This is a genomic window from Lysinibacillus sp. RS10 (assembly GCF_041956855.1).
Taxonomy (GTDB): domain Bacteria; phylum Bacillota; class Bacilli; order Bacillales_A; family Planococcaceae; genus Lysinibacillus; species Lysinibacillus xylanilyticus_A.
On record NZ_CP167122.1, the window covers coordinates 3094862 to 3120689 of the forward strand.

Sequence of the window (25828 nt, forward strand, 5' to 3'; positions counted from 1 at the left end):
AATCTCGGTTATCTTGCTGTTTACTTCTGGGTTAACTTTAGGTTAAGCTCTACCAATAGCTACTCTTGTACCATTTTTATTTGATGTAAAGTTAGCTTTCAGCTTCATTTTTTTCAACATATAATTTGAAGCCGTTAAACCAATCCCCGCCCCACCCTCATAGGAAGAGTTATCCATACCTGGACCTCTGTCTGCAACAATGATCAGTTCTTTTTCTACATCAACCACAATGTTTGTATATTTTCCCTCTGCTGCATGGCGAAGAATATTCTGAAATAAATTATCCAGAACTCGTGTCATCCATTTAGGATCTGCTTCCCAATAAAAAGTCTTCTCTGTCGGTAAATCAACATCTAACTGAATTTCTTTTTCTTCAAATGCAGGATACCACTCAGCGACAGATGCTCTTACTAATCGTACAATATCTGTTGAAGTGGGATGAAAAGGATGTTTCCCTGATGTAAGCAATGTATAGGAAAGTAAATCATCCATTAGATCTCCGACTCTTGTAATCGTATGGTTCATTTCTGCTAATGAGTCTTGCCCTTCAAAACTCATTGATCCTTTATTTAATCTGGTGATATGTCCTCTCAAAATGGTAAGTGGCGTTCGTAAGTCGTGAGATAAATTCGCAATGAGTCGATGGCGTAATAATTCCTCTTCATATTCTCGCTTGCGACTGTCTTCAAGCTGCTGAATCATCCAATTAAAAGAACTTCCTAACTGGTCTATTTCATCCATACGATCCGTTTGAACAGATATTGGTTTGGGAAATGAATTATTATTAGCTGAAAATGACATGACTTCCTGTAAGCGGGTGAGACGTTTACGAAGTCTCAAGAAGAACAGCCAAGATATTACAACAAATGCGACAATAATAAAACCAAACAAAAGTACGGTAAAGTAAAACAGATTTAACATATTCATTTCTTTTTCATTGCTAACAGGAACGAACGCAGTGAAGAAAATAAGCACAAAAAGAGGAAAAAAGATAAATAGAAAATGCACTTTTAGAAAACGACGAAATAATGATCGATTCTGTTTCATAGTTTCACCCGATAACCTATTCCCTTCAACGTTTCAATAATTTCTGGGGAATCTGGATGACGTTCCAACTTTTGACGCAATCGATGGATATGCACCATTATTGTTTTATCACCAGTTATGTAAGTTTCGTTCCAAATCGCTTCATAAATTTGCTCTTTTGGTAACACTTGATTAGGGTGGCGTAAGAAATACATTAAAATTTGATGTTGTTTCCCTGTCAATATAATTTCTTCTCCTGTGTACTTGTCATATACCATTTGGACTTCTGGATCTACTTCAATATGATTTCCTAATGCAATTCGTTCGGAATGTATACCACCGCTTCGACGGATTAATACTTCTAATCTTGCAACTAATTCATCCGTATGGAATGGTTTCGTTAAATAGTCATCAGCAAATTGTAAACCATCTACCTTATCATCTATTGATGTTCTAGCAGATAACAGCAATATTGGAACAGCAGGAGCTGCCTTTTTTAAACGTTTTCCCACAGTAAATCCGTCTAAACCGGGTAACATGATATCTAAGATAACTATTTCATGCTGATTTACTTCTTTTTCAGCTCCTTCGCCAGAAAGCAGCCACTGAACTGAAAATCCTCGCTGTTCCAATTCTCCTTTTACCCAACTGCCTATTTTCTCATTATCTTCAATATATAACACGCTTCTTTTCAAGTAACATCCCCCTCTCTAAATTTCAAATTTATCTTGCATCATTTACAGTAACAATTGGATGCCTTTGTGTGCGCAAGGTATCACGTTGTGTAGGAAAATTGACTTCAAGCCATTCTCTGTCATTTTTATATTAGTAAGTGAATGTTTTTTAAACTCCGTTTGAAATTGCTTTCTATTTTTTTCTGAAAATCCCCTTTGAAACATTACTTCTGTAAAATATTAACACAAATATCCAATTCCCCAAAAAGAATGTTATTCAACAATATGGCCAGATTGTTGAACAAAAGTTAAACAACGCTATTCAACTAATCAGCCCCGTTAGTACAATAAGAAAAAAGAGCTGTCTAAAACAGCTCAATGATCTTCAAGTAAAGCACCCCGTTCGTTTAAGTGTAATTTTTCACAAACCTCATTATTTTAAAGTTAAATCAACAGGGACTACCTCAAGTTCATAACTTTCCATATCAAGAGAATCTAAAATGTCTCTAAAGTATTCCTCTGTTTGTTCTTTGTATTGTGTTTTTCCAATTCTAACTGTAAGGACATTTTCTTCTGGGCTAAATCCCATAGAGTGTACAGTAAATTTCTCTTGTGCAACATCAAAAATTTGACCAGAAAACATTTTTTCAATACCTTTTGCAGTATCATTCCCTTCAAATTCATCTTGTGCGATAAAGAGGATAAATCCAGTTACAACTATACATAGCCCAATAATAACCTTCTTCAAAAAAAATCACCTCCAACTTCTTCATCATAACTCCCTTATTTGGTAATATACTCCATTATAACAATTCGCCATTCACTTAAAAATTTCCTTCTATAACAAAACTGCCCCGTTAGCCATCCATGTAGCGCAAAAACCAGCGCTACATCACAGAAAATGAAAGTTGAATAAGTTCTTTCATGGGAGTTCAATAAAGAAAAAAAGAGTTGCATATGCAACCCAATGTTCAAGTAAAGCACCCCGTTCTTTTAATAAGAACAGCGACGCTTATTCAACAACTGCATAATGTCTACGTATTGTTCAATAAACTACATCAACGAAAAAAGGTTTGTCTGAATATTATTGGGCTTTCTTTAAAAGAGTTGTATTTTTAAGTGGCTTTATCTTCAACTCAATATTGGCTTTGGTCGTTTATTCGGATTGAAAATCTAATTATGAAACTATCTTCTACTTTCTTCGTATATTAACTAAGTCAACTAATTCTCGAGGTGATAATAATGTACGAATACCATTTCGTTAAAGTGGAACTAAATGCTTGGGGTAGTAAACCAAAAGAAGATTATCAAAATATAATTCACCAATTCGCATCTGACGGATGGAGATTGGTTCAAATTTTTGCTCCTTCAACTAAAGGATATGGTTCCGCAGCCTATTTTGAATTAATTTTCGAGAGACCCCTTAATTAGATTTGAGGGGTATTTCTATTTTTAGGAACATAATGTAGAATTCTGTTTTCTTAAACTCATCAGCTTTTTATCACTGAACGGTTTTGTTCTAATGTGCCTCATTTTTTGCATTACTTTTTTTTAGACATTAATAATCTAATTTATTTTTACAGCAAATGCTCATTCCTTTTGTGATTTCTTATTGAACAAACCTGCTCCGTTAGTTAAAGTATGATTCTTCACAAATTCTTGGATATTCGTAAAAAGTAGTGGATGATTATTTATTAATTTCACCATATTGTTCATTAGTTTGCTGTAGCGTGTGACGCCCCTACAGCTTTTTATGTTATAATTTACATATATTACATACAATTATTAGAGAAAGTGAGAGGTATTAATGTGTATTTTCCATCAAAAAAAGATTTATGGCTATATCCTATTAATTGGGGTTGTATAATTGCTTGTTTCACTCCAATTTTTATAGGAAGAGACTTTGAAGTACTTTTTTTCACTATACCTTTAGCAATCCTGTTAGTTTTGAGTTGGTTTACGACAGGATATAAAGTAAATAACGAATTACTAATTATCCAAAATGGGCCAATAAAAAAGAAAATATCAATAAAGGATATTAAAAAAATTTCAAAAACAAAAAATCCGTTAGCATCTTCCGCACTTTCGATTGATAGGCTTGAAATAATTTATGGCTCTGATTTTGCAATGGCACTGGTTTCTCCAAAGGATAAACAAAAATTTGCATCTTTACTAAAGAGTATTAATCCGCAAATTGAGGTTAATAACAATATAAATCAATGAGCGTTAGGATGATTTGGAAAAATCACTCTTTCGTAAATACATACATAACTAATTCAATGGAGATGCCTAAATGAAAGATATTTTGAAAGGGATGCTAGTAATCTTTTTATTTAAACACCGAGAAAACAGCCAATCTTTGGTTGTTTTTTCTGTTTGAACAAATGTTTTCAATCTTCTGCTGAACATTTTCTATCAATGGCTTATTAAATTCCACTATTTATTACAAATCACTAGCGTCGCATTAAAATAATTCAACGTATTTTAAAAAACTGAATTTTCTGCAATATTATCCGTGCATAAAAAAAGCCTTTATAATGGTTGGGTGGTAGTAAACCATCCAAATCCAAAATAAAGGACATAAGCATGGATAAGTTTACACGAAAAACTTCATTTGAACAATGGTTTTCACCTATTTCTTCTACACAAATGGAGAAATTAGTTGAAATTCATCAATTAAATTACTATACAAAGAAGCTTCACATCGCTTCATTCTTGAAATTATTACTGTTTGCGCAACTGAATGAAACCGAAAGTCTACGTGCCATTAGTGACACGCTGTTATCAGACGACTTACAAAAAGCAACGTATTTAGAGTCCATCAGCTTTTCGCAGTTAGGTCGGCGATTAAACCAAGTGCCAACTGAGTTTTTCCAACAAATTTTTCTAGACTTAGTCGGGCAAATTCATGAGAAAACGCATTTTGAGCAGCGCCGAAAAACCACAACACCACTAAAAATCATTGATTCTAGCACATTGCCATTGAACTTAAACAACCATAGATGGGCTGAATTCCGTAAAACAAAATCAGGTGTGAAGTTACATTTGCGCCTTGTTTACCTAGAAAAAGGTTGTTCGTACCCTGATAAAGCGGTGCTGACGAATGCGAAAGAACATGATCGTGGTCAGCTTGAAATTCTCGTTGATGACAAGGAGTGCTTGTACGTGTTTGACCGAGGCTACTTAGATTATGAGCGCTTTGACCGCATGACAGATGACGGACTTTTCTTTGTCTCACGCTTGCGAAAAAACGCCGTAACACGTGTGATTGAATCATTTAAAGTACCTGAACAGTCATCGGTGTTATCGGATGAAATGATTCTGATTGGCAACACGCAAAATCGTGCTGAAAATGTATTTCGCCGTATCGAAGTAATAGATCCAAACGGTAAAGAGCTACATCTGATTACGAATCGTTTTGATTTAAGCGCAGATGAAGTCGCTAAACTGTATAAGTCACGCTGGGCAATCGAACTGTTTTTCAAGTGGATGAAACAGCATCTGAACATTAAAAAGTTCTACGGGCAAAGCGAGCAAGCTGTGCATAATCAGGTGTACATTGCGATGATCGTTTACTGCTTAAACGTGCTAGCACAGCTTTACACAAACAGTTCACTGACGTACTTACAAATTAGTAGGTACTTAAAAGCAACACTATGGAAGCCCGCACGTATTTGGCTTCGGGAAATCGAAGGAACTACGGTACCATAAGGATTTAGAACTGTCAGTTGCCCCGGTCAAAGGTTATAGTAAAAAAATGGATGTTTACTATCTCTATTTAAGTATCTTTCATTTTCTTTAAAAACGGAAGAAATAGAAAACAGAAAATTCAATTAAAATTCATGCGACATTAGTGATTACAAATAGCTAAAAATAATAAAATATAAATAAATCAGCCATTCCATATCCCCCCTTCAAAATGAATGGGGGCTTGTTACCTAACTTCCATTTGGGAACGTTATTAGCTTTATTTATGTATACGTTATAAATGATGCGACAAAAAGTAATTATTTTTTATTTTTTAGTTCTAAAAGTATAGGAGATATATTTAATAAAATCGATATAATCGTCAAAATCCATAACACTGTTTCCATCGTAGGCACTACATCTAATAAAGCAGCCCTATCTTCCACCTTTACCCAATCGGACACCATACTGTGTGCTGCAACAAGTGTTAGTGCTGTAAATGATAACCCCATTGCCATTGCCAATTTATAATCTTTGCCTGTTCCATACATATAAAGATTTATAAAAGTTGCTACTATAGCAATTAGTCCTAATATTAACCACATAATTATACCTCCATTATATTTTTGATTAAGATGAACATTTATCAACAAATATATATTAAAAGGTCCCTCTATTTCTTACATAGACGTTTTTAATCAATAAAGGTTGTTAGATATCAATCGAGTAGGAGGGAGTGACTAACTCCCGACCTCTCCAACCACCGTACGTACGGATCCGTATACGGCGGTTCAATTAAGATGAATAACGCAAGATTTCATAACGAGCTTGCAGACTTTTGAGCCCTTGGTTACTCCAATAAGAGTTACCAAGGGTTCTGTGTAATATTGGACTTTTCGAAATACGCCAGTAACTCTTGCGAGTATTGCCCCATTCGTAAGCCTTCCAGTCTGGAACTCCTAAGCGAATAAGGTTGCGCACTTTCGTACGAGGCTTCTTCCAATTCTTCCATAAACACATGCGAAGTCTTCTTCTAATCCATCCATCCAGTGATTCAAATATTGATTTCGTATCCGCTAATGAAAAGTAGCCACACCACCCAATTAAGTATTGATTCAATTGTTGAATTCGGTACTCCATTGGAAATGGCTTCTTTCTAGCTGTTAATTCCCGAATTTTGTTCTTCATTCGCTTTATGCTCTCTTTCGCAATTCGAACTTGTGGTTCTTTGCGGGAGGTAAAGCTAAATCCTAGGAATTTACGTTGCCAAGGACGAGCCACTGCGGATTTCTTCTCATTTATTTTCAATCGCAGCGTCTTCTCAATAAAGGTTTTGATACTTGCCATCACTCGTTCTCCTGCTCGTTTTGTTTTCACATAAATATTGCAGTCATCGGCGTAACGGACAAATTTATGACCACGTTTCTCTAATTCTTTGTCTAATTCATCCAGCACAATGTTTGAGAGAAGTGGACTCAGTGGACCCCCTTGGGGTGTTCCTTCATCTGTATCATAAACGACACCATTTATCATGACACCCGATTGCAAGTATCTACGAATCAGCTTGAGTAGAGGTTTATCAGAAATTTTCTTCGCTAATGTACTCATTAGACGGTCATGGTTTACTTTGTCGAAGAATTTCTCTAAGTCCATATCTACTACCCAGCGATATCCTTCTTTTATATAGCCTTTGGCTTCTCGGATTGCATCGTGAGCACTTCGTTTTGGTCGAAATCCGTAACTATGATTCGAGAAGTTCGGGTCGTATAGGTTGGATAGCACTTGGGCAATTGCCTGTTGAATGAGTCGGTCTGTCACGGTTGGGATTCCTAATAGTCGCACACCGCCGTCAGGTTTCGGGATTTCGATTCTGCGAACTGGTTGTGGTTGGTAGGTTCCCTCAAGAATTTGCTTCTTAATCGTTAGCCAGTTTTCGACTACATGCTGTCGTAGGAATTTTACGGGCATTTTGTCTACTCCATGACTCCCTTTGTTTCGTTCCACCCGTTTGAGTGCGAGAAGCAGATTCTCTCGTGATAAAATTTGATTCATTAACATCTCGTTCGACTCCTCCGTGAATAGCTTGTCTTCTTATAACAGTTTCTACTGCACCCGCTCAATGTCCCTCATGGGATTCACCATTACCTCCATTAAGTCGGTCCTTCTGGATTTTCTGTGTTTATCATAGAAAACTGCATGCCAAGGGCTATTCTCTCCGAATTGTTCGGTCCTTTCCATTCATTCTAGAAGTGAATGGTACTATGACCTCTGCTGACTTCTGATGGTTCAGCTACCTATCGCTAAGTAGGTTACAAAGTGTACTTTGCGTTTCCATCAGACCTCCCCGGGTAAGCGTATGCACTTTCACACCATCTATCCGCCTCATTTACTCGATATGACCTTCGACAGAAAGGACTTTGTGTTGTTGTGCACACTCATCCAATCATACCTAGCCTTATATGAGATTTGTGTTCCTCGGACCGGTGTTTTGCCTCCAGCTTCCTTCAGATTCCGCGTCGCCACGGACACCCTTGCTCTTGGCTAACCTCTACTTCTGTCTTCGAGGTTCGGGACTTGCACCCTATAGTTCATACGCATGCCGGGCGCACACAAACATTACCAAAGCGCCTTTGGTAACATTTCATTGAGATTCTATTTATATGTTACCGCCATTCAGAACAAGTGGATTCGAACAGTCTTCTTTAAAATTATTTTTCGCAGCGTCTCAGAGTGTTATTTTCTATAAAAAACAGCGACAAACACCGATTTAACAGTGTTTGTCGCTGTTTGAAATGTGACCAAGCTTTTATTTGGAAACGTTTATTAGGTTTATTTTGTATACTTTATAAATCCTTGTTGGATTAATACTCTTTTTGTTGAATACATCCATGGAGAATCTAACCAGCAATTCCCCTAGCTAGTACTAGGAAATATACAAAAACTAAGACTCCGCCATTTAATAAAACACCCAATATTCCCGACAACCACTTCTTTGATAGTACGGCAAATACAATGCCGAATAGCGAAAGTATCCCTAGAATGATAATAGCCATGATCAAATTTGCATTAGGTCCTCTTATAATTAAAAATGCAATTATACTGGCAATAACCATTAGAAAAGAAAGAAATCCTAGCTTGTTCATCTAATCCCCCTAAATTTTAGTACGTATTAAGTAAATAGAACAATTAATTTTTCTATATATTAGATAATTATAACAAATTCAGGGTTTAAAAACTTGGAAAATAACAACCTTCCCAAAGCGTGGTTTGGTGGCATACTGATCATTAGCAGCCAAAATACCCCCTCATTCAATTGAATGGGGGTTATTCCCTAACTTTCATTTGGGAACGTTTATTGTGTTTATTTTGTATACTTTATAAATCCTTGTTGCACTAAAGCACCCCGTTAGCGTAACAAAATACTGCCGATTGCGGAGCAATAACGATACCTCTGGTTCCCAACGTTCTCGACTCAAGTAAAAAAATATTAGGTATCTCTCTTAATTCGGTTTCCTTCTCGATGGAAACATGGGTTGGAGCGATAGTTGAACATGAACGTTATCAGAAGCGTTCTACTAGTCATATTGTGAGTACAGCGCAAGCATATCATCAGCACAGCCAGCTGTGATCGTATTTGCTTGTTCAGCATGTTTTACGGCCTCAGCGTAAAGTTGTAGATTAAAACTAACAGAAGCCATTATTAAATGCCATTCAGCGTCCGTAATTCCCTTATCAGAAACAGTTTGCAGCAGCCTGTATGCTTGCTCAAATGGATTGGTCTGGTCAGAATAATCTTGCAGATAATTCAATGCCCTTGCAAAAGCTAAAATCATTTCATATGACCACTGTTCCTGAGGGTACTGCTGCAGGATTGATTTTATTTCATTATAATTACCTACAAGCTTCATTACATCCATCTCTGCCTCAAGATCGTTTATATACTGCATGTCAATCATTCAGCTTGCTCCCTTCTATATTCATATGCCAATTTTACTAATTATTGATACATGATGTAAAAGAGGATTTCGTCTTATTTTTTGCAATCCTGTCCCTTTAGTTTAAGTACATTACTTCACAACCTAAACCCAAATTTTAACAAAAAATCAAATTTTCCAAAAGGAGTTATTCAAATAAATGGCCCTATTGCTGAAAAGGCACAATTCATCTTATACAGATAGGTAAGCCTTTGAAGTTATCGCCAGCTTTTCCCCCTGTTCACACCGTACGTGCGACTTTCACCGCATACGGCGTTCCAACTAATCCAATTCAATTAATCATCAACACTTCTGATATCAGAATACCTTCTATGTCTCAATTCTTCCGTTTCAATAAGTCGGTGCCTCCCTTGGGAGGTGAACCTCTTTTAGTCTCACGAGAACCTTATTAACCGATAAAGATTTGCCATGCATGATTAAGTGATTCTTCATTAGTCTAGTGGCTATCCCTCCACGTTCATTACACGCTTCAACGGTACTATACCACCACTTTCACTGATATAAAGAGAAGTTATACACTCGCTAATCTCACGATTATTTTCCTTCTCAACGCTTCATCAAGAGTAAGCTCTCCACGTTATCAGCTTACCACGTTGAACATTATCTATTATGGAACAAACTTAGGTGCTCCCTATGAGCCTGTTAGCATCGCATGTGCCTGTAACACAAGATGGATTTTTATATTCTTGATTCTTACTCACCCATAGCTAACCCTACATTTAGTAGTAAATACATTTCTATATAACGCGCGTCTAGACCCGTACATTCAGAAGTTCGTCAGTAATACAGTATCTTATTGTATTTCATTGCATTCTCACCATATTTGTTCAACCCAAGCACCATGATTTACACCACCCCATCGGGTAGGCTTTCGTCAGCCGAACTGTTACGGTAAATTCTCACGCCTATTAGCCGAGCTTATAACACGCTTTCCCTTACTAAATAGCGTGCTATTCGACGCAGGGGGAGCCTTTCTGAGCGTTACCTCATCATTCGGCTCCTTGATAATATCCTTCAATTTAAATCGTAAATTGCCTGACCTTTACCAAGATTGTGTTATCCACATCTCATTTGAGCCAGGAACGTGTCGCACCAAGAATTGCGCCCGTTTGCTGTAGTAATGAAATTTATAGTCTGGTATCCCCAAATGATATTTAAATTCTGTTTGAATGGTAGATTAGTTGAACAACTCCGGAGGAAAAAGTCCTTGTATTCATCAAATTTAAATTCAATCTTTGTTTTATATCAACAAATAACGGTCTTCCCTCTCCCAATACTACAGGATGAACAGATAATCTAAACTCATCAACAAGCCCTAAATCAATAAAAGTCGTGATGAGACTTGCCCCACCGTATAACCATATGTCTTTACCAGGATTATTCTTTAATTTATTTACTTCCTCGGGAATATTTTTATTTACAAATATTGCTTTACTGTCAGACCCTTTTTGCGTTCTAGAAAACACATATTTTTCCTTGCCGTGAACCAACTCCCACATTTCTTTTTCGTCATCAGGAGCCCCAGTTGTTGGAGTATATTGTCCCCATAAATCGTAACTTTTTCTTCCATACAAAATTGTATCAATTTGATTTAGGAAATTAGTAAACTCCATTTCAGGGTCCATTATGCACCAATCAACTTCACCATTTTTCCCTTCAATAAATCCGTCTAGGGAAACAGCTAAATCTAAAATTATTTTTCTTGTTCCTACTTCATAGGACATTATTTTCCCTCCTTTAGTTGTTCAAGAATCTGGCCCAGTTGCTGAAAAGGCACAATTTACCTTCAAGAATTGCGCCCGATTGTATAACTCTAATTTTTATGTCTATTCTTTACAAAAATCTACAAATTTTTTTGCCTGTATTAAGGACATACCTGTTTGCTCTCTCAAAAATTTCACAGCTTTAATTTCACCGACTGACTTTATTTTCTCTTTTACTAAGGCAATCAGTTCCTCATTATAGATTTTAGTATAATCCATTTTTTCGCCCCCTCGTGTAATTAAAGTTTAACATTCCAAAAGCGTCCTTTGGGTACATTTCATTGAGATTCTATTTATATGTTATCGCCATTCAGAACAAGTGGATCGAACAGTCTTCTTTAAAATTATTTTTCGCAGCGTCTCAGAGTGTTATTTTCTATAAAAAACAGCGACAAACACTGATTTAACAGTGTTTGTCGCTGTTTGAGTTGTTCCCAAGCTTCATTAGGGAACATAACAATCATTAGTAGCCAAAATAACCCCCTCATTCAATTGAATGGGGGGTTATTTTGAATTGAATTGTATAATTACCTTATAAGTTTCTATAATTTATCAAGACCTATTAGAATCTATTTAATGATTAAGTTCTTAATCGTTACATTTAATCGCATCGCAGAATTCATTATTGTAGACCTAACCGTTTGTATTTCATTTAGGCTAGATATTGTTGCTAGTACTATTACTTCAGTTTTTACTCGATGAACATTTTCTACCTCTATATTTTGTTCAATAAGCTTATTTAGAAAAGCTGTTAATTTATCATCACTTCTTTTCCCGATATAAAATATAATTTTAATCTTATATTCTCTAAAGGAAATTAAATACTGATTCAATGCCCAAATGAAAGTATCATTTTCGGCATCGTAATAGCTAGGGTCGCTAAAATTTTTCGCTTGACCACAATGCTGACAAATTGCTATGTATCGAACATGACGTACACCAATACCTGGCTGTTCAACATTTACATATATTTCATAAGGAATAAACACATCATGTGTACAAAAATTACAAATAATAGGCTCATCAAAAATCGTAATACGACTTTTTTGGGGGCGTAAAGATTCATCTGTGCCACTCATTCTTTTATCACTTCCATGTACTCAATAATAGATACATGTTTTTGTAACTCATGGTCAAATCGTTTTTTTTCTTGAAACATTCGAATATCACCACATGATATACAAATAAATGATTGCAAACCAAACGTTACCAAACCTTCGTTTGGTAACATTAAGTGTCATAACCCCGTTCTAAGTTTGGACGAGGTTAAAATATAGTTGTTCAATTTTTGATGTCAGATGCTCTATGCACTGAAAAATATAATAATAAAGTTGTTTAAATCTAACGGTTCTACCACAATCGCGCCCGATTGTTTCTTTAAAGTCATCCGTTTATTTCATTCATTTACTTTGCCTTGAGTTCTAGGTGCTTATTCCCCTACCATACCGTCGTTATCATTATCTTGCATATATGGGTATAACCAGTGATCACTCGATATTGGCATGCTATAACCTGCTGCTTTTGCTTCTTTAATCGTTACTTGACCATTTCCATCTGTATCCACGCTAGAAATATCTTCAGTGCCATTCAAAGCATTGGACTTATTAGAACTTGTTGACTTATTTGAGTTATTTGATTTACTTTTAGTTAATCCTAGAGATTTATTTATTTCATCAGGGTTGCCGTTATCAAACTCATCTACAATTTTATTCCCTTTTAAAGTGTAAGTGTACTTGTAATGAGAAGGAATCTGCGTTTCCGTATTAGGATATGTGATTATTGCTTCAAAATTAGTAGCTCCACCAGCTTTACGAATAGCGTCTTCCATATATGCTTGATCACCATGTCGGTTAAGCGTACTATCTTGTGGCGTAATATTATAAGCATTTGATACCCCACCAAGAGAATCTGCAATAATATGTCCTTCATCTAAATCTGCTCTTTCGACACCAGGAACTTTTGCTTCATCTGCGTAGTATCTGCCAGACGATGTTACAGGTTCGGTACGATCATCTTGTAGAACGATTTCGTTAGCAATGACACGGACTATTTGCCCTTGTTCATTCGTAAAGGACCAATACTCACGGCCCCCAAAACCAATGTCAACGACGACGTTAGGTTCGCGATGCCCAGACAAATCACCACCATCAACTTCAATTAGTTTGTAACCTTTGAACAGTTGATCTTTTGATTGAGTTGATGTTTCCTCTACTACTTGTTTTTCAGTCGTAGTTTTTTCTTTTTCACTATTTTTTGTAGTTACTTCTTGTGAATCAGCTTTCCCATCAGTATTCGATACATCTTCTACGTTAGTACAACCAACTATAAAGATGGCAGTTAAAAGTAAGATTAAATAGTTTATTTTCTTTTTCATTTTAGGACTCCTTAAAATATTTTTTTACTGATCATTCTAGCGATCTTTGAATAAAACATAAATTAACATTGTTAACCTATTTAAAATAGTATATTACAATATTAATTTTATTACAGTAGATACTTAGTACGAAGTATGTAGTGTTAAATTCCAATAAAGATTAGTAGAGTCCATTGCATTATATTTTTCAAATATAAAAAATTGTGGGAAAGGTTTCAAATATAAACACTAACCGTATTTAATTAACATGTATTATTATAGTGATAGGTAAGCCTTTGAAGTTATCTCCAGCTTTTCCCCCACTTCACACCGTACGTGCGAGTTTCCCAGCATACGGCGTTCCAATTAATTCAATTCATTCGATTTCTATGTAAGGACAAGATGTAATGTGGAATTAGATTGCTTCGTTCAGACATTGCTCACGCAATTCATTTACTTTCATTAGTTGCTTTTTATCTAGTTGAAGTACTTTTATGAGTACTTCAATTTTCTCGAGGTCTTTAAGGTGGATTAGTCTATGAACTGATTTATGTAAAATGATTAAGTTGCTATAAGAATCATCTTGCGATAAATAATATGGAGTCCTGTGGTGACAGTGCCAGTCATCAAAGCTAAGTTCAACCCCAGTTACAGCACATTTACCATATTGCGCAATAAATCGACTAATCCGATTATCGTTATACTCAATGGATCGTTGAGGAATAAACTGTTGCATCACATTTATAAGCGTATGCTTGTTAATTGCTTTTAAACTCTGATGAATTTTATTTCTACCTTCGGTAGTATAGTTACAGATACTTTGCGAGAAGTTTAGATTTATTCGGCAACGTTGGGCATGAATTGGAGCAAGTGCCATATCTTTAATTTTATAAATTTTGCATTTGTATCCGTTATACCTTTTTCGTAAAGATTTCGTGAGGTCTTGAAGCGTCGCTTCTTTTCTAATGCCTTTTAAACGATTGTGTAGCGTTCTATGAATACGGTAGTTCAGCTCAATTAAATCATCTGTTATGTGTGACGCTGCGGCGTAATAGTTTTGAATCCCCGTAACAACCGTATTAAATCGCCAGACATTTTCAATACATTGATGTTTTTGTATTGTTTTTACCGCTTTTTTCAATTTTATTTGTGCATTGTTTAGAGCCTTTTTTGTCATATGTGAATGCGCAACATATAGGGTACGCTTCGCAGTTTTCTTAGAATGAGCTTTAATACGAAAACCTAGAAATTCGGAAGAATTTTTCTTAAGATTCACGACTTGCGATTTTTCATCGCTAATTTCTAGATGCAAACGTGTTGTGAGGAAATCTTCAACTGCATAAAACATACGTATTGCTTGTGAACGTGTTCGACAGAGAATTTTAAAATCATCGGCATACCTCACAATATAACAATGCTTTAAGTTCGATTTCTTTAATGCCTGATTCATATTCGCTTTGTTTTTATAAGCTTTCTTTGATTCAAAGTTTTCCCATTGATTACTAACCCACCAATCAAGTTCATTCAATACAATGTTCGATAGAAGTGGTGAAAGTATTCCTCCCTGTGGGGTTCCTTTTATCGGAAAACCTTCGCCTATTATTTCTGCTTTTAAAAGTCGTGAAATTATAGAAAGTAGTGCTTTATCACGAATCCCCAATGTCCACATTTGTTTTAACAGTTTCGCATGATTAACATTATCAAAGAACCCTTTTATATCAACATCTACACAATGGTACAAACACGCTCGATTTATCAAAGTTTCAAAACGTGCTTTAGCATGATGTGTACTACGATTGGTTCTGAATCCATAGCTATGCTTATAGAATTTTGCTTCACAAATTGGTTCTAATACTTGTAAAATACACTGTTGAAATAACCTATCCCAAATTGTAGGAATACCTAGCGGTCGTGTTTTTCCACTTGCCTTTGGAATAAAAACACGTCGTACTGCTTGTGGGCGATAATATTTAAACATCTTTTGTATCGTAGATACAACTTCTTCTACTGGTAATCGCTTGATATCTTCAATTGTTTGGCCATCAAACCCAGTCGTTTTACTACCCGTATTTTTCTTGATATTACGGTACGCTAATTGAATGTTTTCACGTAATTGCATTATATCTACTAAATCATAAAAATTTTGACCATCAACACTGCGAGCATATAACATATCAAATTGTTTTTGCATGTCATAGTACTCGTTATGTCTCAGTTTCTTTCGTTTTAACAAGTCGGTGGCTCCTTTTGGAGCTGAACCTCTATTAGTCTCACGAGAACCTTATTAATCGTTGAAGAACTGCCTTTCATGGTAAATAAACCTTGTATTAATCTAGTGGCGATCCCTCCACGTTCATTACACGCTTCAACGGTACTGTGCCACCACTTTCACTGATATAAAGGAAAGTTATATTATCGCTAATCTCACGATTATTTTCCTTTCCAACGTCTCATCGAGAGTAAGCTCTCCACGTTATCAGCTTACCACGTTGAATATTAACTATTATGGAACAAACTTAGGTGCCTCCTATAAGCCTGTTAGCATTGCATGTGCCTGTAACACAAGATGGACTTTTATATTGTTGATTCTTACTCATCCATAGCTAACTTCACATTTAGTGATATACACATTTCTATGTATTGCCATTCTAGACCCGTACATTCAGAGGTTCGTCAGCAATTTAGTTTATTGACCTATTATGTTGCATTCTCACCTTATTCGTTCAACCCAAGCACCATGATTTACACCACCCCATCGGGTAGGATTTCGTCAGCAAAACTGTTACGGTAAATTCTTGCGCCTATTAGCCGAGCTTATAACACACTTTTCCTTACTAAATAGCGTGCTATTCGACGCAGGGGGAGCCTTTCAGAGCGTTACTTCATCATTCGACTCCTTGTTAATATCCTTCAATTAAATATAAATTGCCCAGCCTTTACCGAGATTGTGTTAGCCACATCTCATTTAAGCTAGGAACGTGTCGCACCAACAATATGGCCCTTTACAAGAAAAAGACGCGTTCCTAAATAAACGCGCCCGATAACTAAATAACAGTTAGCTTCTATTAGCTGATTGTGGAATTCCAAAGGGGTTTCTATTGGCGGGTTAGTTCAGCAAATTATTTTTCTGGTACTATAACGCTATGTTGATCTCCTTGTTATTCTTTTCTACTAAACTCTAAAATATTTAAACCCTCGGATGCTTCTGGTGCTTCAAAAAATTTAGTAACATGAATAAACGTCGCTTCCGTGTCAAAAGCTGCTCTTTCGGGTTGTTCGTTACGCCTTTGTGCAATTTGACTTAAGCATTGCTCGTTATTTAAATTAAGGAAAATTAGTTGATGGTTTGCATTGACCTCTGATGCTATATCCAAAAACCACTTTCGCTGTTTTTGAGTGTTACCTGGAAAATCCATCACTACATCTGTACCAACACTTAATATGTTTTGGACAAGCTTTTTCACCATCGGCTTGAGCTGCGCTGAAAATTTTAGATAATCCTCAAATGATGTGATTTGATTGGGATAAAGAGATGAAAGCCATTCATCCTCAGATAACAGTACCGCATGTTTTTCTATAGCCAATTGTTTTGATTTAGTTGATTTTCCTGCTCCCATTTTTCCACAGAAAAAGTATAGAGTCCCCAATTGTTTCATATTCTATTCCTCCGGGCTTTTTAAATTGGTTTTTACCCCACCTTGTAATACTATAATTTACAACCTACGTTATTAGTAATAGTAACTGTCTTTTTCAAGTATGAATATTCAGTTTTAAATATTCAATATCTAAATCGGGTCTTTTAATTTTAAATTTATTTTTTTAATGTTTTAGGATATAAACACCCCCTAAGACCTGCTTATTTTAACCTTTATTCAAGAATATGGCCCGTTTTTTGAATAAATTAACTCACATTTTTAAATACATTTATTATTTTTCAAACGATGGGTTGCCCAGAAGTCTGCTCGACTAATTGTATGCGAATAGTTACACTTAACCTTTTTGCGCCTCCGTGTAATAACAGTCACGAAGCGACTTAGTAATACTTTTTCTTGTGTAGAAAATGTGTAGAAACTTTTCATTTTCTATCCTTTTCTAACGTATTCTCAAAAAAAGGAAAAGCGCCTCAAACCCTTGATACTAAAGGTTTTGAAGCGCTTTCCAGTTGGTTCAAACTTATTCTTTCTGAACCTTGATACGTCCCAGGAGGACATACTAAAACATTGATATATCAACGGTTTATGACTATATTCTTTACCTTTTGTTTACCTCGCTTTTTAGACCACTCATAAACAAAGTATATTTTATTAGTTAAGTTAAATAATATCTTTAGGAGGTGTCGAAATGAAAAGGGATAAAAAAGATACAGAATTTGCAACAGACGAGTCAACAAAACAATCAAATATTAAAAAACCTAATGAGCGTGATGAACATACTGAACCCACTCGCCCACCTGGAGACGTTAGAAATGCGAAAAAAAGTAAATCAACTTCGTTATAACTAAGGCTGCTATTTAGTGTTTTATTTTTTTGACCACCCATTCTGAACTGCACCTCCAATTGTTAGATTGTGTGTCTAACAATTGGGGAGCAGTTCATCACGGAGTGGTCTTTAAATAGTTTATTCAGCTAATTTAATCAACTAATATTGCATATCAACAAGCCATATAAAATAGCCCCCTTAACAAATAATTAAGAGGGCATTATATAATTCCTAATATATCACTTATCTTCAACTGGCTTCAATAGATTTGCTGGAATAAAACCAAAATTCACTTCTCCCACCATCAAATAACCATTGATCTCAATTCCTGGTGAATAAAAGACTGTTCCCTTCAACTCTTTTCCATGGTATTTTGTTATCATCGGACCACTGTATTGTTCTGTATCTTCTGTTAATATATACGAGCCTTTATTTCTTATTATCTTTTCAAAAATTCGAATATCAGTGCTATCAAGAATACCAGGAGTAATTACATCCTCTCCTTCAATATCTCCAGCACAAAGATGGTAATTTAATTTGCCCTTCCCAATAGAAACTACAAATATTTTTGGTCTGCAAGCATCTTCTCGTTTTCCAACTGTTAAAAGTTCACCATAGTCAAGGTTATACACTCCTTCAAATTTCAAGCCCTGATGATTAATATTGACATAGGCTGGATTGTTATAGAAAGATGCACGAATATCGATCGGTACTTCTTTAAAAACTACCAAATCCGTTGCTTGTACCCGATATTGCCCCATCTGGTAGAATGTTTTGCCATCATATTTTTCAATATCATACGTTCTAAAGAAGTTATTTCGCTTTACCATTAATGAATCAAACGAACCATCTGGATTTTTCTTATATACCTTGATGTCTTTTTTAAAGGTCATTTTTCCGGTTTGCCCTTTTACAACTTCCGCTCCATCATACATCACTTTCGCTTCTGATTTCGTTGGATTTACTACCGCAAATAAAAATGCTGCTAGTAACACAATAAATAATTTTTTCATTTTTCTCCCCCCTACACAGTTTTAAAAACATAATTTCTTAGTATTATATACCAGTAACTTAATATTCTTCCAACAGATGTTAAAAACCATACAAAAGTATAGTATTTTTCTATAACATTATTTCTCCCATCTACCATTCTACCCAATTCTTTAAATTATATGGTCTATTACTAATTGATTGTGGAAGACTATCACGTTCTTTTAACCAGTTATAAAAAGGCACCGGACGTTCTCTGTATGCTTTGTCCTCCACAGAAAAATTAACAAATACAAATTTAAAGACCACCCATCACGGAGTGGTCTTTTCATCTAAGCCCAAGACATCGATAAACATCCTATCCACATGTCAACCAACCATAAAAAACAGCCCCCTATCAAATAAATAAGAGGGCTTTATATAATTCTTAATCTATCACTTATTTCCAACTGGCTTTAATAAATCTACTGGAAGCCAAATATATTCTCTGTCATTTCCTTCTAAGCCATTGTATACATGCAGATAACCATTAATTTCATCACTCCATGAATAAACAATGCTTCCCTTTTTCATAATCTTTTCAGTTTTTGATTCTTTTAATGGAAAGGTTTTTCCTTCGGCATCTTTGGTTATCTCATAACGTACATTGCTTTCTCTCGATATTGTCTCAGAGATCTTAAGATCTGTACCAAGATAATAAATACACGGATCGTAAGTACCATCATTATCGGCAGCGCAATAATTAAGTTTTTGTCCATTATTTGTATCCGAGAAAGAAATATACCATTGGTCTTGTTCTCTGAAGTAACTTCCGTAATTATTAGTAGTACCATCACGATTAATATAAATATAAGTTGGATTGCTATAGAAAGATGAACGAATTTTTATTGGTACTTCTTTAAAAACTACCAAATCCGTTGCTTGTACCCGATATTGCCCCATCTGGTAGAATGTTTTGCCATCATATTTTTCAATATCATACGTTCTATAGAAGTTATTTCGCTTTACCACTAAAGAATCAAACGTACCATCTAGATTTTTCTTGTACACCTTGATGTCTTTTTTAAAGGTCATTTTTCCGGTTTGCCCTTTTACAACTTCCGCTCCATCATACATCACTTTCGCTTCTGATTTCGTTGGATTTACTACCGCAAATAAAAATGCTGCTAGTAACACAATAAATAATTTTTTCATTTTTCTCCCCTTACACAGTTTTAAAAACATAATTTCTTAGTATTATATACCAGTAACTTAATATTCTACCAACGGATGTTAAAACCATACAAAAGTATAGTGTTTTTCCATAACATTATTTCTCCCATCTACCATTCTACCCAATTCTTTAAATTATATGGTCTATTACTAATTGATTGTGGAAGACTATCACGTTCATTTAACCAGTTATAGAAAGGTACTGGACGTTCTCTATGTGCTTTGTCCTCCACAGATGACGAATTAATCGTCTTACTATTTAATCGTTCTACAGTCTTACTATAAGCCCCTACAAATACAGCTCTTAATGTACTAGAAACAGTTAATACACCTTCTTTAATATCCATTGCAATTTTGAATAGAACGTTCTTAGCTTTAATGAAGTCAGTTGCACTTTGAACCTGTGCAGCTAATACCACCTTGTGCAACTCATCTTTTAAGTTATCTGCTAATGGCAAGATACTCATGAAATCAAATAGCATCACTTGATACTCATTCATGTATTCTTTTTTCTTTTCAGCTTCCAAAGCTAATTCATTTCCAAGACTCATAATATTATTTGCTTGTTTAGAACTTAAAAGATTAAAAGAGTTTAAAGATTGGTTTTCAGATTGTGGAGGACAAACGTTACTCTCACAAGGGTTTTCAGCATTTTCACGGTCGGACATTGACGGTGAGACATTGTAAGGCAAAATGATATAAATGCTTGCACCTTGACCACCTTTACTTCTTACAGTCGTTTCTTTTTTTACGATGCCTAGCGATTCCAATTTTGAAATAGCACGATAAACTGTCTTTGTACTGATCTCCAATGCTGTAGCAATGGTACTTGCTTTAAGGTGACACACTCCTGGATGTTCCAAACTGTGTGAAGCTAACTTGAAAACGATGGCACGTTCTGATTCTGTTAAGTCATAATAATGTGCCGCCATATGGTCCTCCACACTCTTATCCATATCTGCTACTGTTTCAAATGTTTTATAAGTTGCTAAGTATTCAAATGCCATCGTTTTCACCTCACTTTGATCCTGTTCCTAAGACTATCACGCTCATTTAACCAATTATAGAAAGGCACGGGACGTTCTCTATGCGCTTTGTCCTCCACAAATCCATATCACTCTAAGGAGACAAGTGCATCATGAATAGCATCCAGTTTAACCTCTACCCGGTGTATTAAATAAAACGACACTAAGATAGGAAAGCCGACATCCGATATCATGTTTAACCACTGTTCCATGTGAATTCCTCCTCTACTTTTGCTAAAAATGGTCTCTACAGAACATTCTGCAAAGACCATTTCTTGATTATTCTACTTCTAATTTAAATTCCGTCACTTGTCGATCAACGATTCGTGCCCGGCTTATGGCAACCAGAGCACCAGCTTGTCCACCAAAAACATTTTTAGTAATGATCGTTTGCATTACCTTTTGAATTTCTGCCGCTGTTACTTTCGGTTTCGGTGCATCAATCGCTATCGTTGCTGTTTTCCCTGTTGCTGTTTCAAATTGCATCTCTAAAACTTGTGTCATAGCTTTTCCCTCCTTTAGGATAAATCTGTTGTTTCTTGTTTTACAATACTATCTAGTGTGTACGAGGAAAGACTAGCAATTCCAGAAGCTACCGCTACTAATTCCTCTGCCGTATGCGAGCCGTTTAAATTACGGTACGTTTGAGTTGTGAACATTGGCTCATTTTGATCATTGTGTCCAGTGACATACTTTAAGCGAAAAGTTGCACCTAAGAAATTGACATTTGCCATGAGGATCACCTCCTTTCTTACACAATATATACAGACTTATTGCTAAAAAAGGGACATTAAGGATGAATTTTTTTATGTAAGCTTTTATAATAGAGTGAGAGAAGGCAAAGAGGTGAACGATTTGTTAGAAGGTTGGTTTTTATGGTTTATCCTATTTTGGGTAGTTGTGCTCATTACGTTTATGGGGATAGGCGGATTTTTTATGTTCCGAAAATTTTTAAAGGCATTACCGAAGCAGGACGGTAAATCTGATTTAGATTGGCAAGAGTATTATTTAGATAAGACCATTCATTTATGGGGACAACCTGAGAAAGAGCTTTTATATGAACTTGTAAGCCCTGTACCTGAGCTATTTAGACAAGTAGCAAAGGAAAAAATAGCAGGAAAAATTGGCGAGCTTGCTTTAGAAGAAAAAGCATCTGCCATTAACCATGATTTGATTATTCGAGGCTATATTCAAGCAACGCCTAAGCGCGACCATAAATTTTTACGTAAAAAATTAGATGAAATGCAAATTGACATCGCTCCATATGAACATCTATTTAATTAAGGGAACGCTGCACAAAAATCTGTGCAGCGTTTTTACTATCCTTCGTGAAGTTTCATCATACAAAAAAGTTTTTCAATATTCATCCTGATAGAATTGGATAGTTAAGAGTTTAGCCCTTTTCTTTCACGCGATTCTAATAAAAAAACTAACTAGATACAAAAAAACTACACCAGATTAAGCCTCTAGTGTAGTTTTCTATTATTAACCCTTCAGTGGAATGGTCTTTTTAATTCTTTTAAACTGGATCAGCATTGCGATTCGCCAAGGGACTAACATGGCAAATGCCAAAATCCAGAACATTCCTGCTAATTCGCCAACATCAATGGAGCTACTTAATATCATTTTTGCAACAATACGGAATATTAATAACCCTATTAGGATAAAGGCGAATGCTTTTGAACGTTTTAAATAAATTTCTTGCCCTTTCACTTCAAATTTAGAAGTGGCAATTAAGATTGTCGAGAACAAAATACCGACTGCTGACGCCTCCAGAATCTCCATAGGCGACACTCGAAATTGTTCAAATAAAAACATTACCGCACCTGAAGACATCGCAATAGGTGGAATGATAATTTTCTTCTCATTTGTCGGCTTCTTGGATGCTCGCATACGTATAACCATGACAAAGCAACCCATAACAATGGCCATTATAGTTGAACCTATAACATAATATTGAGAAGGGATATTGCTAAACATAAAAATTCCTCCTCTAATGTCAAATTAACAATTTTGTCCAATTAATTGATCAACTACAGCTTTTAATCTTGCTGGCTCGAAAGGCTTTGTGATAAAATCCTTCGCACCACTTTCAATCGCTTCCACGATTAACTTCTGTTGTCCTAAAGCCGTAATCATAATTATTTTTGCATTTGGAAATTCAGGGATGATTTCTTTTACTGCTGCGATACCTGTCATAACGGGCATTGTTACATCCATCGTTACAAGATCTGGTTGTAACTCACGATACATAGCTACAGCTTCTTTACCATTGGCAGCCTTGCCGACTACCTCATAACCCCATTCGGTTAACATATTACTTATTGCAACACGCATAAATAGCGTATCATCTACTACTAGAACTGTAGGCACATGTTCATCTCCCTCCACGTTAAAGTACGGTATGTCTTTTATGATTAGCAGATTAAAAGCCCTTAAATCCACCAAAAATAGGCATTAAAACGCGTGTTAAATACGTTAATCCATCAAAGAATAACAATACCCCAACGACAATCATAATATAACCGCCGATTTTTACAATTTTTTGGCTGTGCGTACGAATCCAAGTCATACGTGCTATAAAGAAAGATAACACGAAAAACGGAATCGCAAAGCCTAAATAATAAGCTAACATATAGCTAAAGCCTGCGCTTGGATTTGTTCCAGCTAACATAATAATTGACATTAAGATCGGGCCTGTACACGGTGTCCATCCTGCCGCAAAGGCTATTCCGATTAACATTGATCCAAAATAACCAGATGGTCTATTTTTAAATTGGAATTTTCGATCCTTCATTAAAAAGTCAATTTGTAGTAATCCCACAATCATTAAACCAAATACAACGATTAAAATCGCACCAACCTGACGTAATAATGTTTGATAATTTAGGAAAAACTCTTTAGCAAAAGATGCACTTAATCCAATCGTGATAAAGATAATTGAAAATCCTAGTAAAAAGAATAGTGTGTGCAAAATAGCACGCTTTTGCATCATGCCTCGTTCCGATTTTAGCTCATCTAATGTCATACCTGTTATGTATGATAAAAATGCTGGATACAGTGGAAGGGTACACGGTGAAATAAAGCTTAAAAACCCTGCACCAAAAGCTAAAAATACGTTAATATCAGTTTCCATATTTTTCATTCGCTCCTTACAGTTACTGCCTTCATCGTACCAAAAATCACTGTAAATTGCTCCCTCTCTGTTTGTGAACGTTTCTTGACAAAAAGGTGTTGAAAAAGTGAAGTCCCATCAAACATCATACGCAATGAAATTTTCAAATGCCATTACACCAAGGTGTATTTGTTAATGTACTTCTGCATTATGCGCCCCCTCGTATTATCTGTCAACAAAATTCACCATAATTCTACACATCATGTTATGTGACTACTCCCACCGTTCATACAGTAAGGTTCTTTGTAGCTTTTAGTTGAATAGTAAACACTGACGTTCAACCATTTTTCATATTCATCCTAATTCAACAATAGTAGACCAGGTCTCTACCTTCTTGACCGAAACGATGAAAGAAACACGCCGAATTTGGTTAAACTCTAAAAAAACAACAAGTGAAAAACTGTATGATGAACATCGACAAATTTTCCTCGCAATTAAACAGCAAAATGAGGAGCTAGCAAAGCATGCGATGGCTCCGCATTTATGTGATGTGGAGAAGGTTTTTGAAAAGACCGAATCCATAAGTGAAGCTTTAATCAGTGGGGTTACTTCATCCCCACTGATTTTTTACAGGATAAAATAACAGCAAATGCCAAGTTTTCACAATAGGAGCATTGCCTTTTATGAAATTAAAAAGATGTAGTAGCAATATATTACCCACTAAGTCATCTGATGACCTGTTGATTCGTTGTTTAGAACGGAAATGGAGACACGAAGGAGCGATTATTATGAAAGTAACTCTATTTGCAACTTGTTTAGTTGATATGTTTCAAGGTGATGTAGGAAAAGCTGTTGTCGAAGTTCTTGAAAGACTCGGCTGTGACCTTGACTTTCCAGAAAATCAAATTTGCTGTGGACAGCCTGCCTACAATAGTGGCTATGTAAAAGAATCTAAAAATGCCATGAAGAAAATGATCACAGCCTTTGAACATGCCGAATATGTTGTCTCCCCTTCTGGTTCCTGTGCTTTTATGTTTAAGGAATATGCAGAAGTATTTAAGGGAGATCCTGTTTGGGAGCCGAAAGCCCAAGCATTAGCCGATAAAACATATGAGTTTACAGAGTTTATTGTAGATGTATTAAAGATCGAGGATGTAGGCGCGCGTTTAGAGGGCAAAGCTACTTATCATACCTCCTGTCATATGACACGACTGCTCGGTGTTACGGAAGCTCCATTTAAACTATTAAATCATGTCGAAGGATTACAGTATGTAGAACTTCCAGGGAAAGAACGATGCTGTGGATTTGGTGGAACATTTTCGGTAAAAATGGGCGATATCTCAGGAGAAATGGTCAATGAAAAAGTACAGAATGTTGAAGAAACAGGGGCAGACATTCTAATCGGTGCTGACGCTGGCTGCTTAATCAATATTGGTGGTCGACTGAATCGACTAGGAAAGCCTATTAGAGTCATGCATATTGCGGAAGTATTAAACTGCCGCTAAAAGG

29 protein-coding genes are annotated in these 25828 nt (G+C 35.8%); 7 read left to right on the top strand and 22 right to left on the bottom strand.

Going from position 1 to position 25828, the window contains the following annotated elements; genetic code table 11:
- Positions 1-42: 42 nt before the first annotated feature.
- The 3 genes from ACB089_RS15880 to ACB089_RS15890 form a co-directional block, all read right to left on the bottom strand.
- Positions 43-1047, bottom strand: a complete 1005-nt coding sequence (locus ACB089_RS15880; protein ID WP_374967273.1) for a sensor histidine kinase — start codon at positions 1045-1047, stop codon at positions 43-45.
- Positions 1044-1721: a response regulator transcription factor gene (locus ACB089_RS15885; RefSeq protein ID WP_374967274.1), complete on the bottom strand. Its 678-nt coding sequence runs from the start codon at positions 1719-1721 to the stop codon at positions 1044-1046. The genes ACB089_RS15880 and ACB089_RS15885 overlap by 4 nt, the downstream gene beginning before the upstream one ends.
- Positions 1722-2133: 412 nt before the next feature.
- On the bottom strand, positions 2134-2448 hold the full coding sequence (locus ACB089_RS15890; protein WP_374967275.1) for a hypothetical protein: 315 nt from the start codon (positions 2446-2448) through the stop codon (positions 2134-2136).
- A 494-nt stretch (positions 2449-2942) separates the two neighbouring features.
- Here ACB089_RS15890 and ACB089_RS15895 point away from each other — a divergent pair, with 494 nt between their 5' ends.
- The 3 genes from ACB089_RS15895 to ACB089_RS15905 all read left to right on the top strand — a co-directional run bounded on the left by ACB089_RS15895 (position 2943) and on the right by ACB089_RS15905 (position 5411).
- A complete protein-coding gene (locus ACB089_RS15895) occupies positions 2943-3131 on the top strand; it encodes a DUF4177 domain-containing protein (RefSeq protein WP_374967276.1) in 189 nt (62 codons plus the stop codon).
- 378 nt (positions 3132-3509) lie between these two features.
- Complete coding sequence (locus tag ACB089_RS15900; RefSeq protein WP_374967277.1) at positions 3510-3923, top strand: PH domain-containing protein; 414 nt, start codon at positions 3510-3512, stop codon at positions 3921-3923.
- 363 nt (positions 3924-4286) lie between these two features.
- Positions 4287-5411 (top strand): IS4 family transposase, encoded by a 1125-nt coding sequence (locus ACB089_RS15905; protein WP_374966526.1) that lies wholly within the window; start codon positions 4287-4289, stop codon positions 5409-5411.
- Positions 5412-5707: 296 nt separating this feature from the next.
- On the opposite strand, the gene ACB089_RS15910 is transcribed toward ACB089_RS15905, so the two are convergent.
- From ACB089_RS15910 to ACB089_RS15955, 10 genes are all read right to left on the bottom strand, one after another.
- Entirely contained in the window at positions 5708-5992 is a 285-nt protein-coding gene (locus tag ACB089_RS15910) for a hypothetical protein (RefSeq protein WP_374967278.1), read from the bottom strand.
- A 190-nt stretch (positions 5993-6182) separates the two neighbouring features.
- Entirely contained in the window at positions 6183-7445 is a 1263-nt protein-coding gene (gene ltrA / locus ACB089_RS15915; RefSeq protein WP_374963429.1) for a group II intron reverse transcriptase/maturase, read from the bottom strand.
- An 839-nt stretch (positions 7446-8284) separates the two neighbouring features.
- A complete protein-coding gene (locus ACB089_RS15920; protein ID WP_374967279.1) occupies positions 8285-8530 on the bottom strand; it encodes a hypothetical protein in 246 nt (81 codons plus the stop codon).
- A gap of 432 nt (positions 8531-8962) precedes the next feature.
- Positions 8963-9343 (bottom strand): hypothetical protein, encoded by a 381-nt coding sequence (locus ACB089_RS15925; RefSeq protein ID WP_258270617.1) that lies wholly within the window; start codon positions 9341-9343, stop codon positions 8963-8965.
- Positions 9344-10536: 1193 nt separating this feature from the next.
- Positions 10537-11106 carry a dihydrofolate reductase family protein gene (locus ACB089_RS15930; protein ID WP_223557024.1) on the bottom strand — a complete coding sequence of 190 codons (570 nt, stop codon included), beginning with the start codon at positions 11104-11106 and terminating at the stop codon, positions 10537-10539.
- 102 nt (positions 11107-11208) lie between these two features.
- A complete protein-coding gene (locus ACB089_RS15935) occupies positions 11209-11364 on the bottom strand; it encodes a hypothetical protein (protein ID WP_169786300.1) in 156 nt (51 codons plus the stop codon).
- Positions 11365-11714: 350 nt separating this feature from the next.
- On the bottom strand, positions 11715-12224 hold the full coding sequence (locus ACB089_RS15940; protein ID WP_374967280.1) for a hypothetical protein: 510 nt from the start codon (positions 12222-12224) through the stop codon (positions 11715-11717).
- 350 nt (positions 12225-12574) lie between these two features.
- Positions 12575-13519 (bottom strand): DNA/RNA non-specific endonuclease, encoded by a 945-nt coding sequence (locus ACB089_RS15945; protein WP_374967281.1) that lies wholly within the window; start codon positions 13517-13519, stop codon positions 12575-12577.
- Positions 13520-13913: 394 nt separating this feature from the next.
- On the bottom strand, positions 13914-15689 hold the full coding sequence (gene ltrA, locus ACB089_RS15950; protein WP_374967580.1) for a group II intron reverse transcriptase/maturase: 1776 nt from the start codon (positions 15687-15689) through the stop codon (positions 13914-13916).
- Positions 15690-16656: 967 nt separating this feature from the next.
- Positions 16657-17154, bottom strand: a complete 498-nt coding sequence (locus ACB089_RS15955) for an AAA family ATPase (RefSeq protein WP_374967282.1) — start codon at positions 17152-17154, stop codon at positions 16657-16659.
- A gap of 685 nt (positions 17155-17839) precedes the next feature.
- Here ACB089_RS15955 and ACB089_RS15960 point away from each other — a divergent pair.
- On the top strand, positions 17840-17995 hold the full coding sequence (locus ACB089_RS15960; RefSeq protein WP_368637494.1) for a hypothetical protein: 156 nt from the start codon (positions 17840-17842) through the stop codon (positions 17993-17995).
- Between the two features lie 221 nt (positions 17996-18216).
- Here ACB089_RS15960 and ACB089_RS15965 read toward each other — a convergent pair whose 3' ends face one another.
- The 6 genes from ACB089_RS15965 to ACB089_RS15990 form a co-directional block, all read right to left on the bottom strand.
- Entirely contained in the window at positions 18217-18990 is a 774-nt protein-coding gene (locus tag ACB089_RS15965; protein ID WP_374967283.1) for a hypothetical protein, read from the bottom strand.
- Between the two features lie 412 nt (positions 18991-19402).
- Positions 19403-20161 carry a hypothetical protein gene (locus ACB089_RS15970; RefSeq protein ID WP_374967284.1) on the bottom strand — a complete coding sequence of 253 codons (759 nt, stop codon included), beginning with the start codon at positions 20159-20161 and terminating at the stop codon, positions 19403-19405.
- A gap of 128 nt (positions 20162-20289) precedes the next feature.
- Positions 20290-21186, bottom strand: a complete 897-nt coding sequence (locus tag ACB089_RS15975; RefSeq protein ID WP_374967285.1) for a helix-turn-helix domain-containing protein — start codon at positions 21184-21186, stop codon at positions 20290-20292.
- Positions 21187-21293: 107 nt separating this feature from the next.
- Positions 21294-21416, bottom strand: a complete 123-nt coding sequence (locus tag ACB089_RS15980) for a YvrJ family protein (RefSeq protein ID WP_374967286.1) — start codon at positions 21414-21416, stop codon at positions 21294-21296.
- 67 nt (positions 21417-21483) lie between these two features.
- Positions 21484-21708 carry a DUF2922 domain-containing protein gene (locus ACB089_RS15985; protein WP_374967287.1) on the bottom strand — a complete coding sequence of 75 codons (225 nt, stop codon included), beginning with the start codon at positions 21706-21708 and terminating at the stop codon, positions 21484-21486.
- Between the two features lie 14 nt (positions 21709-21722).
- The gene (locus tag ACB089_RS15990; RefSeq protein ID WP_223557014.1) at positions 21723-21938 is read right to left on the bottom strand and encodes a DUF1659 domain-containing protein; all 216 of its coding nucleotides are present in this window, start codon (positions 21936-21938) and stop codon (positions 21723-21725) included.
- Between the two features lie 121 nt (positions 21939-22059).
- Here ACB089_RS15990 and ACB089_RS15995 point away from each other — a divergent pair, with 121 nt between their 5' ends.
- A complete protein-coding gene (locus ACB089_RS15995; RefSeq protein ID WP_223557026.1) occupies positions 22060-22488 on the top strand; it encodes a DUF2621 domain-containing protein in 429 nt (142 codons plus the stop codon).
- 201 nt (positions 22489-22689) lie between these two features.
- Here ACB089_RS15995 and ACB089_RS16000 read toward each other — a convergent pair whose 3' ends face one another.
- The 3 genes from ACB089_RS16000 to ACB089_RS16010 are packed head-to-tail and all read right to left on the bottom strand — an operon-like array spanning position 22690 to position 24340.
- Positions 22690-23184: a CcdC family protein gene (locus ACB089_RS16000; RefSeq protein WP_374967288.1), complete on the bottom strand. Its 495-nt coding sequence runs from the start codon at positions 23182-23184 to the stop codon at positions 22690-22692.
- A 24-nt stretch (positions 23185-23208) separates the two neighbouring features.
- Positions 23209-23595 (bottom strand): response regulator, encoded by a 387-nt coding sequence (locus tag ACB089_RS16005; protein ID WP_374967289.1) that lies wholly within the window; start codon positions 23593-23595, stop codon positions 23209-23211.
- A gap of 34 nt (positions 23596-23629) precedes the next feature.
- Complete coding sequence (locus tag ACB089_RS16010) at positions 23630-24340, bottom strand: cytochrome c biogenesis CcdA family protein (protein ID WP_374967290.1); 711 nt, start codon at positions 24338-24340, stop codon at positions 23630-23632.
- Between the two features lie 331 nt (positions 24341-24671).
- Between ACB089_RS16010 and ACB089_RS16015 the strand changes: the two genes are divergently transcribed.
- Both ACB089_RS16015 and ACB089_RS16020 read left to right on the top strand, forming a co-directional pair.
- Positions 24672-24962 carry an FCD domain-containing protein gene (locus ACB089_RS16015; RefSeq protein ID WP_374967581.1) on the top strand — a complete coding sequence of 97 codons (291 nt, stop codon included), beginning with the start codon at positions 24672-24674 and terminating at the stop codon, positions 24960-24962.
- Positions 24963-25107: 145 nt separating this feature from the next.
- Positions 25108-25824 carry a (Fe-S)-binding protein gene (locus tag ACB089_RS16020; protein ID WP_374967291.1) on the top strand — a complete coding sequence of 239 codons (717 nt, stop codon included), beginning with the start codon at positions 25108-25110 and terminating at the stop codon, positions 25822-25824.
- Positions 25825-25828 lie beyond the last annotated feature (4 nt).

Coding starts and splice junctions, on each gene's coding strand:
- ACB089_RS15895 (WP_374967276.1), top strand. CDS start 2,943: ATGTACGAATACCATTTCGTTAAAGTGGAACTAAATGCTTGGGGTAGT.
- ACB089_RS15935 (WP_169786300.1), bottom strand. CDS start 11,364: ATGGATTATACTAAAATCTATAATGAGGAACTGATTGCCTTAGTAAAA.
- ACB089_RS15905 (WP_374966526.1), top strand. CDS start 4,287: ATGGATAAGTTTACACGAAAAACTTCATTTGAACAATGGTTTTCACCT.
- ACB089_RS15955 (WP_374967282.1), bottom strand. CDS start 17,154: ATGAAACAATTGGGGACTCTATACTTTTTCTGTGGAAAAATGGGAGCA.
- ACB089_RS15980 (WP_374967286.1), bottom strand. CDS start 21,416: ATGGAACAGTGGTTAAACATGATATCGGATGTCGGCTTTCCTATCTTA.
- ltrA (WP_374967580.1), bottom strand. CDS start 15,689: ATGCAAAAACAATTTGATATGTTATATGCTCGCAGTGTTGATGGTCAA.
- ACB089_RS15925 (WP_258270617.1), bottom strand. CDS start 9,343: ATGATTGACATGCAGTATATAAACGATCTTGAGGCAGAGATGGATGTA.
- ACB089_RS15960 (WP_368637494.1), top strand. CDS start 17,840: ATGAAAAGGGATAAAAAAGATACAGAATTTGCAACAGACGAGTCAACA.
- ACB089_RS15975 (WP_374967285.1), bottom strand. CDS start 21,186: ATGGCATTTGAATACTTAGCAACTTATAAAACATTTGAAACAGTAGCA.
- ACB089_RS15965 (WP_374967283.1), bottom strand. CDS start 18,990: ATGAAAAAATTATTTATTGTGTTACTAGCAGCATTTTTATTTGCGGTA.
- ACB089_RS15910 (WP_374967278.1), bottom strand. CDS start 5,992: ATGTGGTTAATATTAGGACTAATTGCTATAGTAGCAACTTTTATAAAT.
- ACB089_RS16020 (WP_374967291.1), top strand. CDS start 25,108: ATGAAAGTAACTCTATTTGCAACTTGTTTAGTTGATATGTTTCAAGGT.
- ACB089_RS15945 (WP_374967281.1), bottom strand. CDS start 13,519: ATGAAAAAGAAAATAAACTATTTAATCTTACTTTTAACTGCCATCTTT.
- ACB089_RS15970 (WP_374967284.1), bottom strand. CDS start 20,161: ATGAAAAAATTATTTATTGTGTTACTAGCAGCATTTTTATTTGCGGTA.
- ACB089_RS15940 (WP_374967280.1), bottom strand. CDS start 12,224: ATGAGTGGCACAGATGAATCTTTACGCCCCCAAAAAAGTCGTATTACG.
- ACB089_RS15930 (WP_223557024.1), bottom strand. CDS start 11,106: ATGTCCTATGAAGTAGGAACAAGAAAAATAATTTTAGATTTAGCTGTT.
- ACB089_RS16000 (WP_374967288.1), bottom strand. CDS start 23,184: ATGTTTAGCAATATCCCTTCTCAATATTATGTTATAGGTTCAACTATA.
- ACB089_RS15880 (WP_374967273.1), bottom strand. CDS start 1,047: ATGAAACAGAATCGATCATTATTTCGTCGTTTTCTAAAAGTGCATTTT.
- ACB089_RS16010 (WP_374967290.1), bottom strand. CDS start 24,340: ATGGAAACTGATATTAACGTATTTTTAGCTTTTGGTGCAGGGTTTTTA.
- ACB089_RS15985 (WP_374967287.1), bottom strand. CDS start 21,708: ATGACACAAGTTTTAGAGATGCAATTTGAAACAGCAACAGGGAAAACA.
- ltrA (WP_374963429.1), bottom strand. CDS start 7,445: ATGTTAATGAATCAAATTTTATCACGAGAGAATCTGCTTCTCGCACTC.
- ACB089_RS15920 (WP_374967279.1), bottom strand. CDS start 8,530: ATGAACAAGCTAGGATTTCTTTCTTTTCTAATGGTTATTGCCAGTATA.
- ACB089_RS15990 (WP_223557014.1), bottom strand. CDS start 21,938: ATGGCAAATGTCAATTTCTTAGGTGCAACTTTTCGCTTAAAGTATGTC.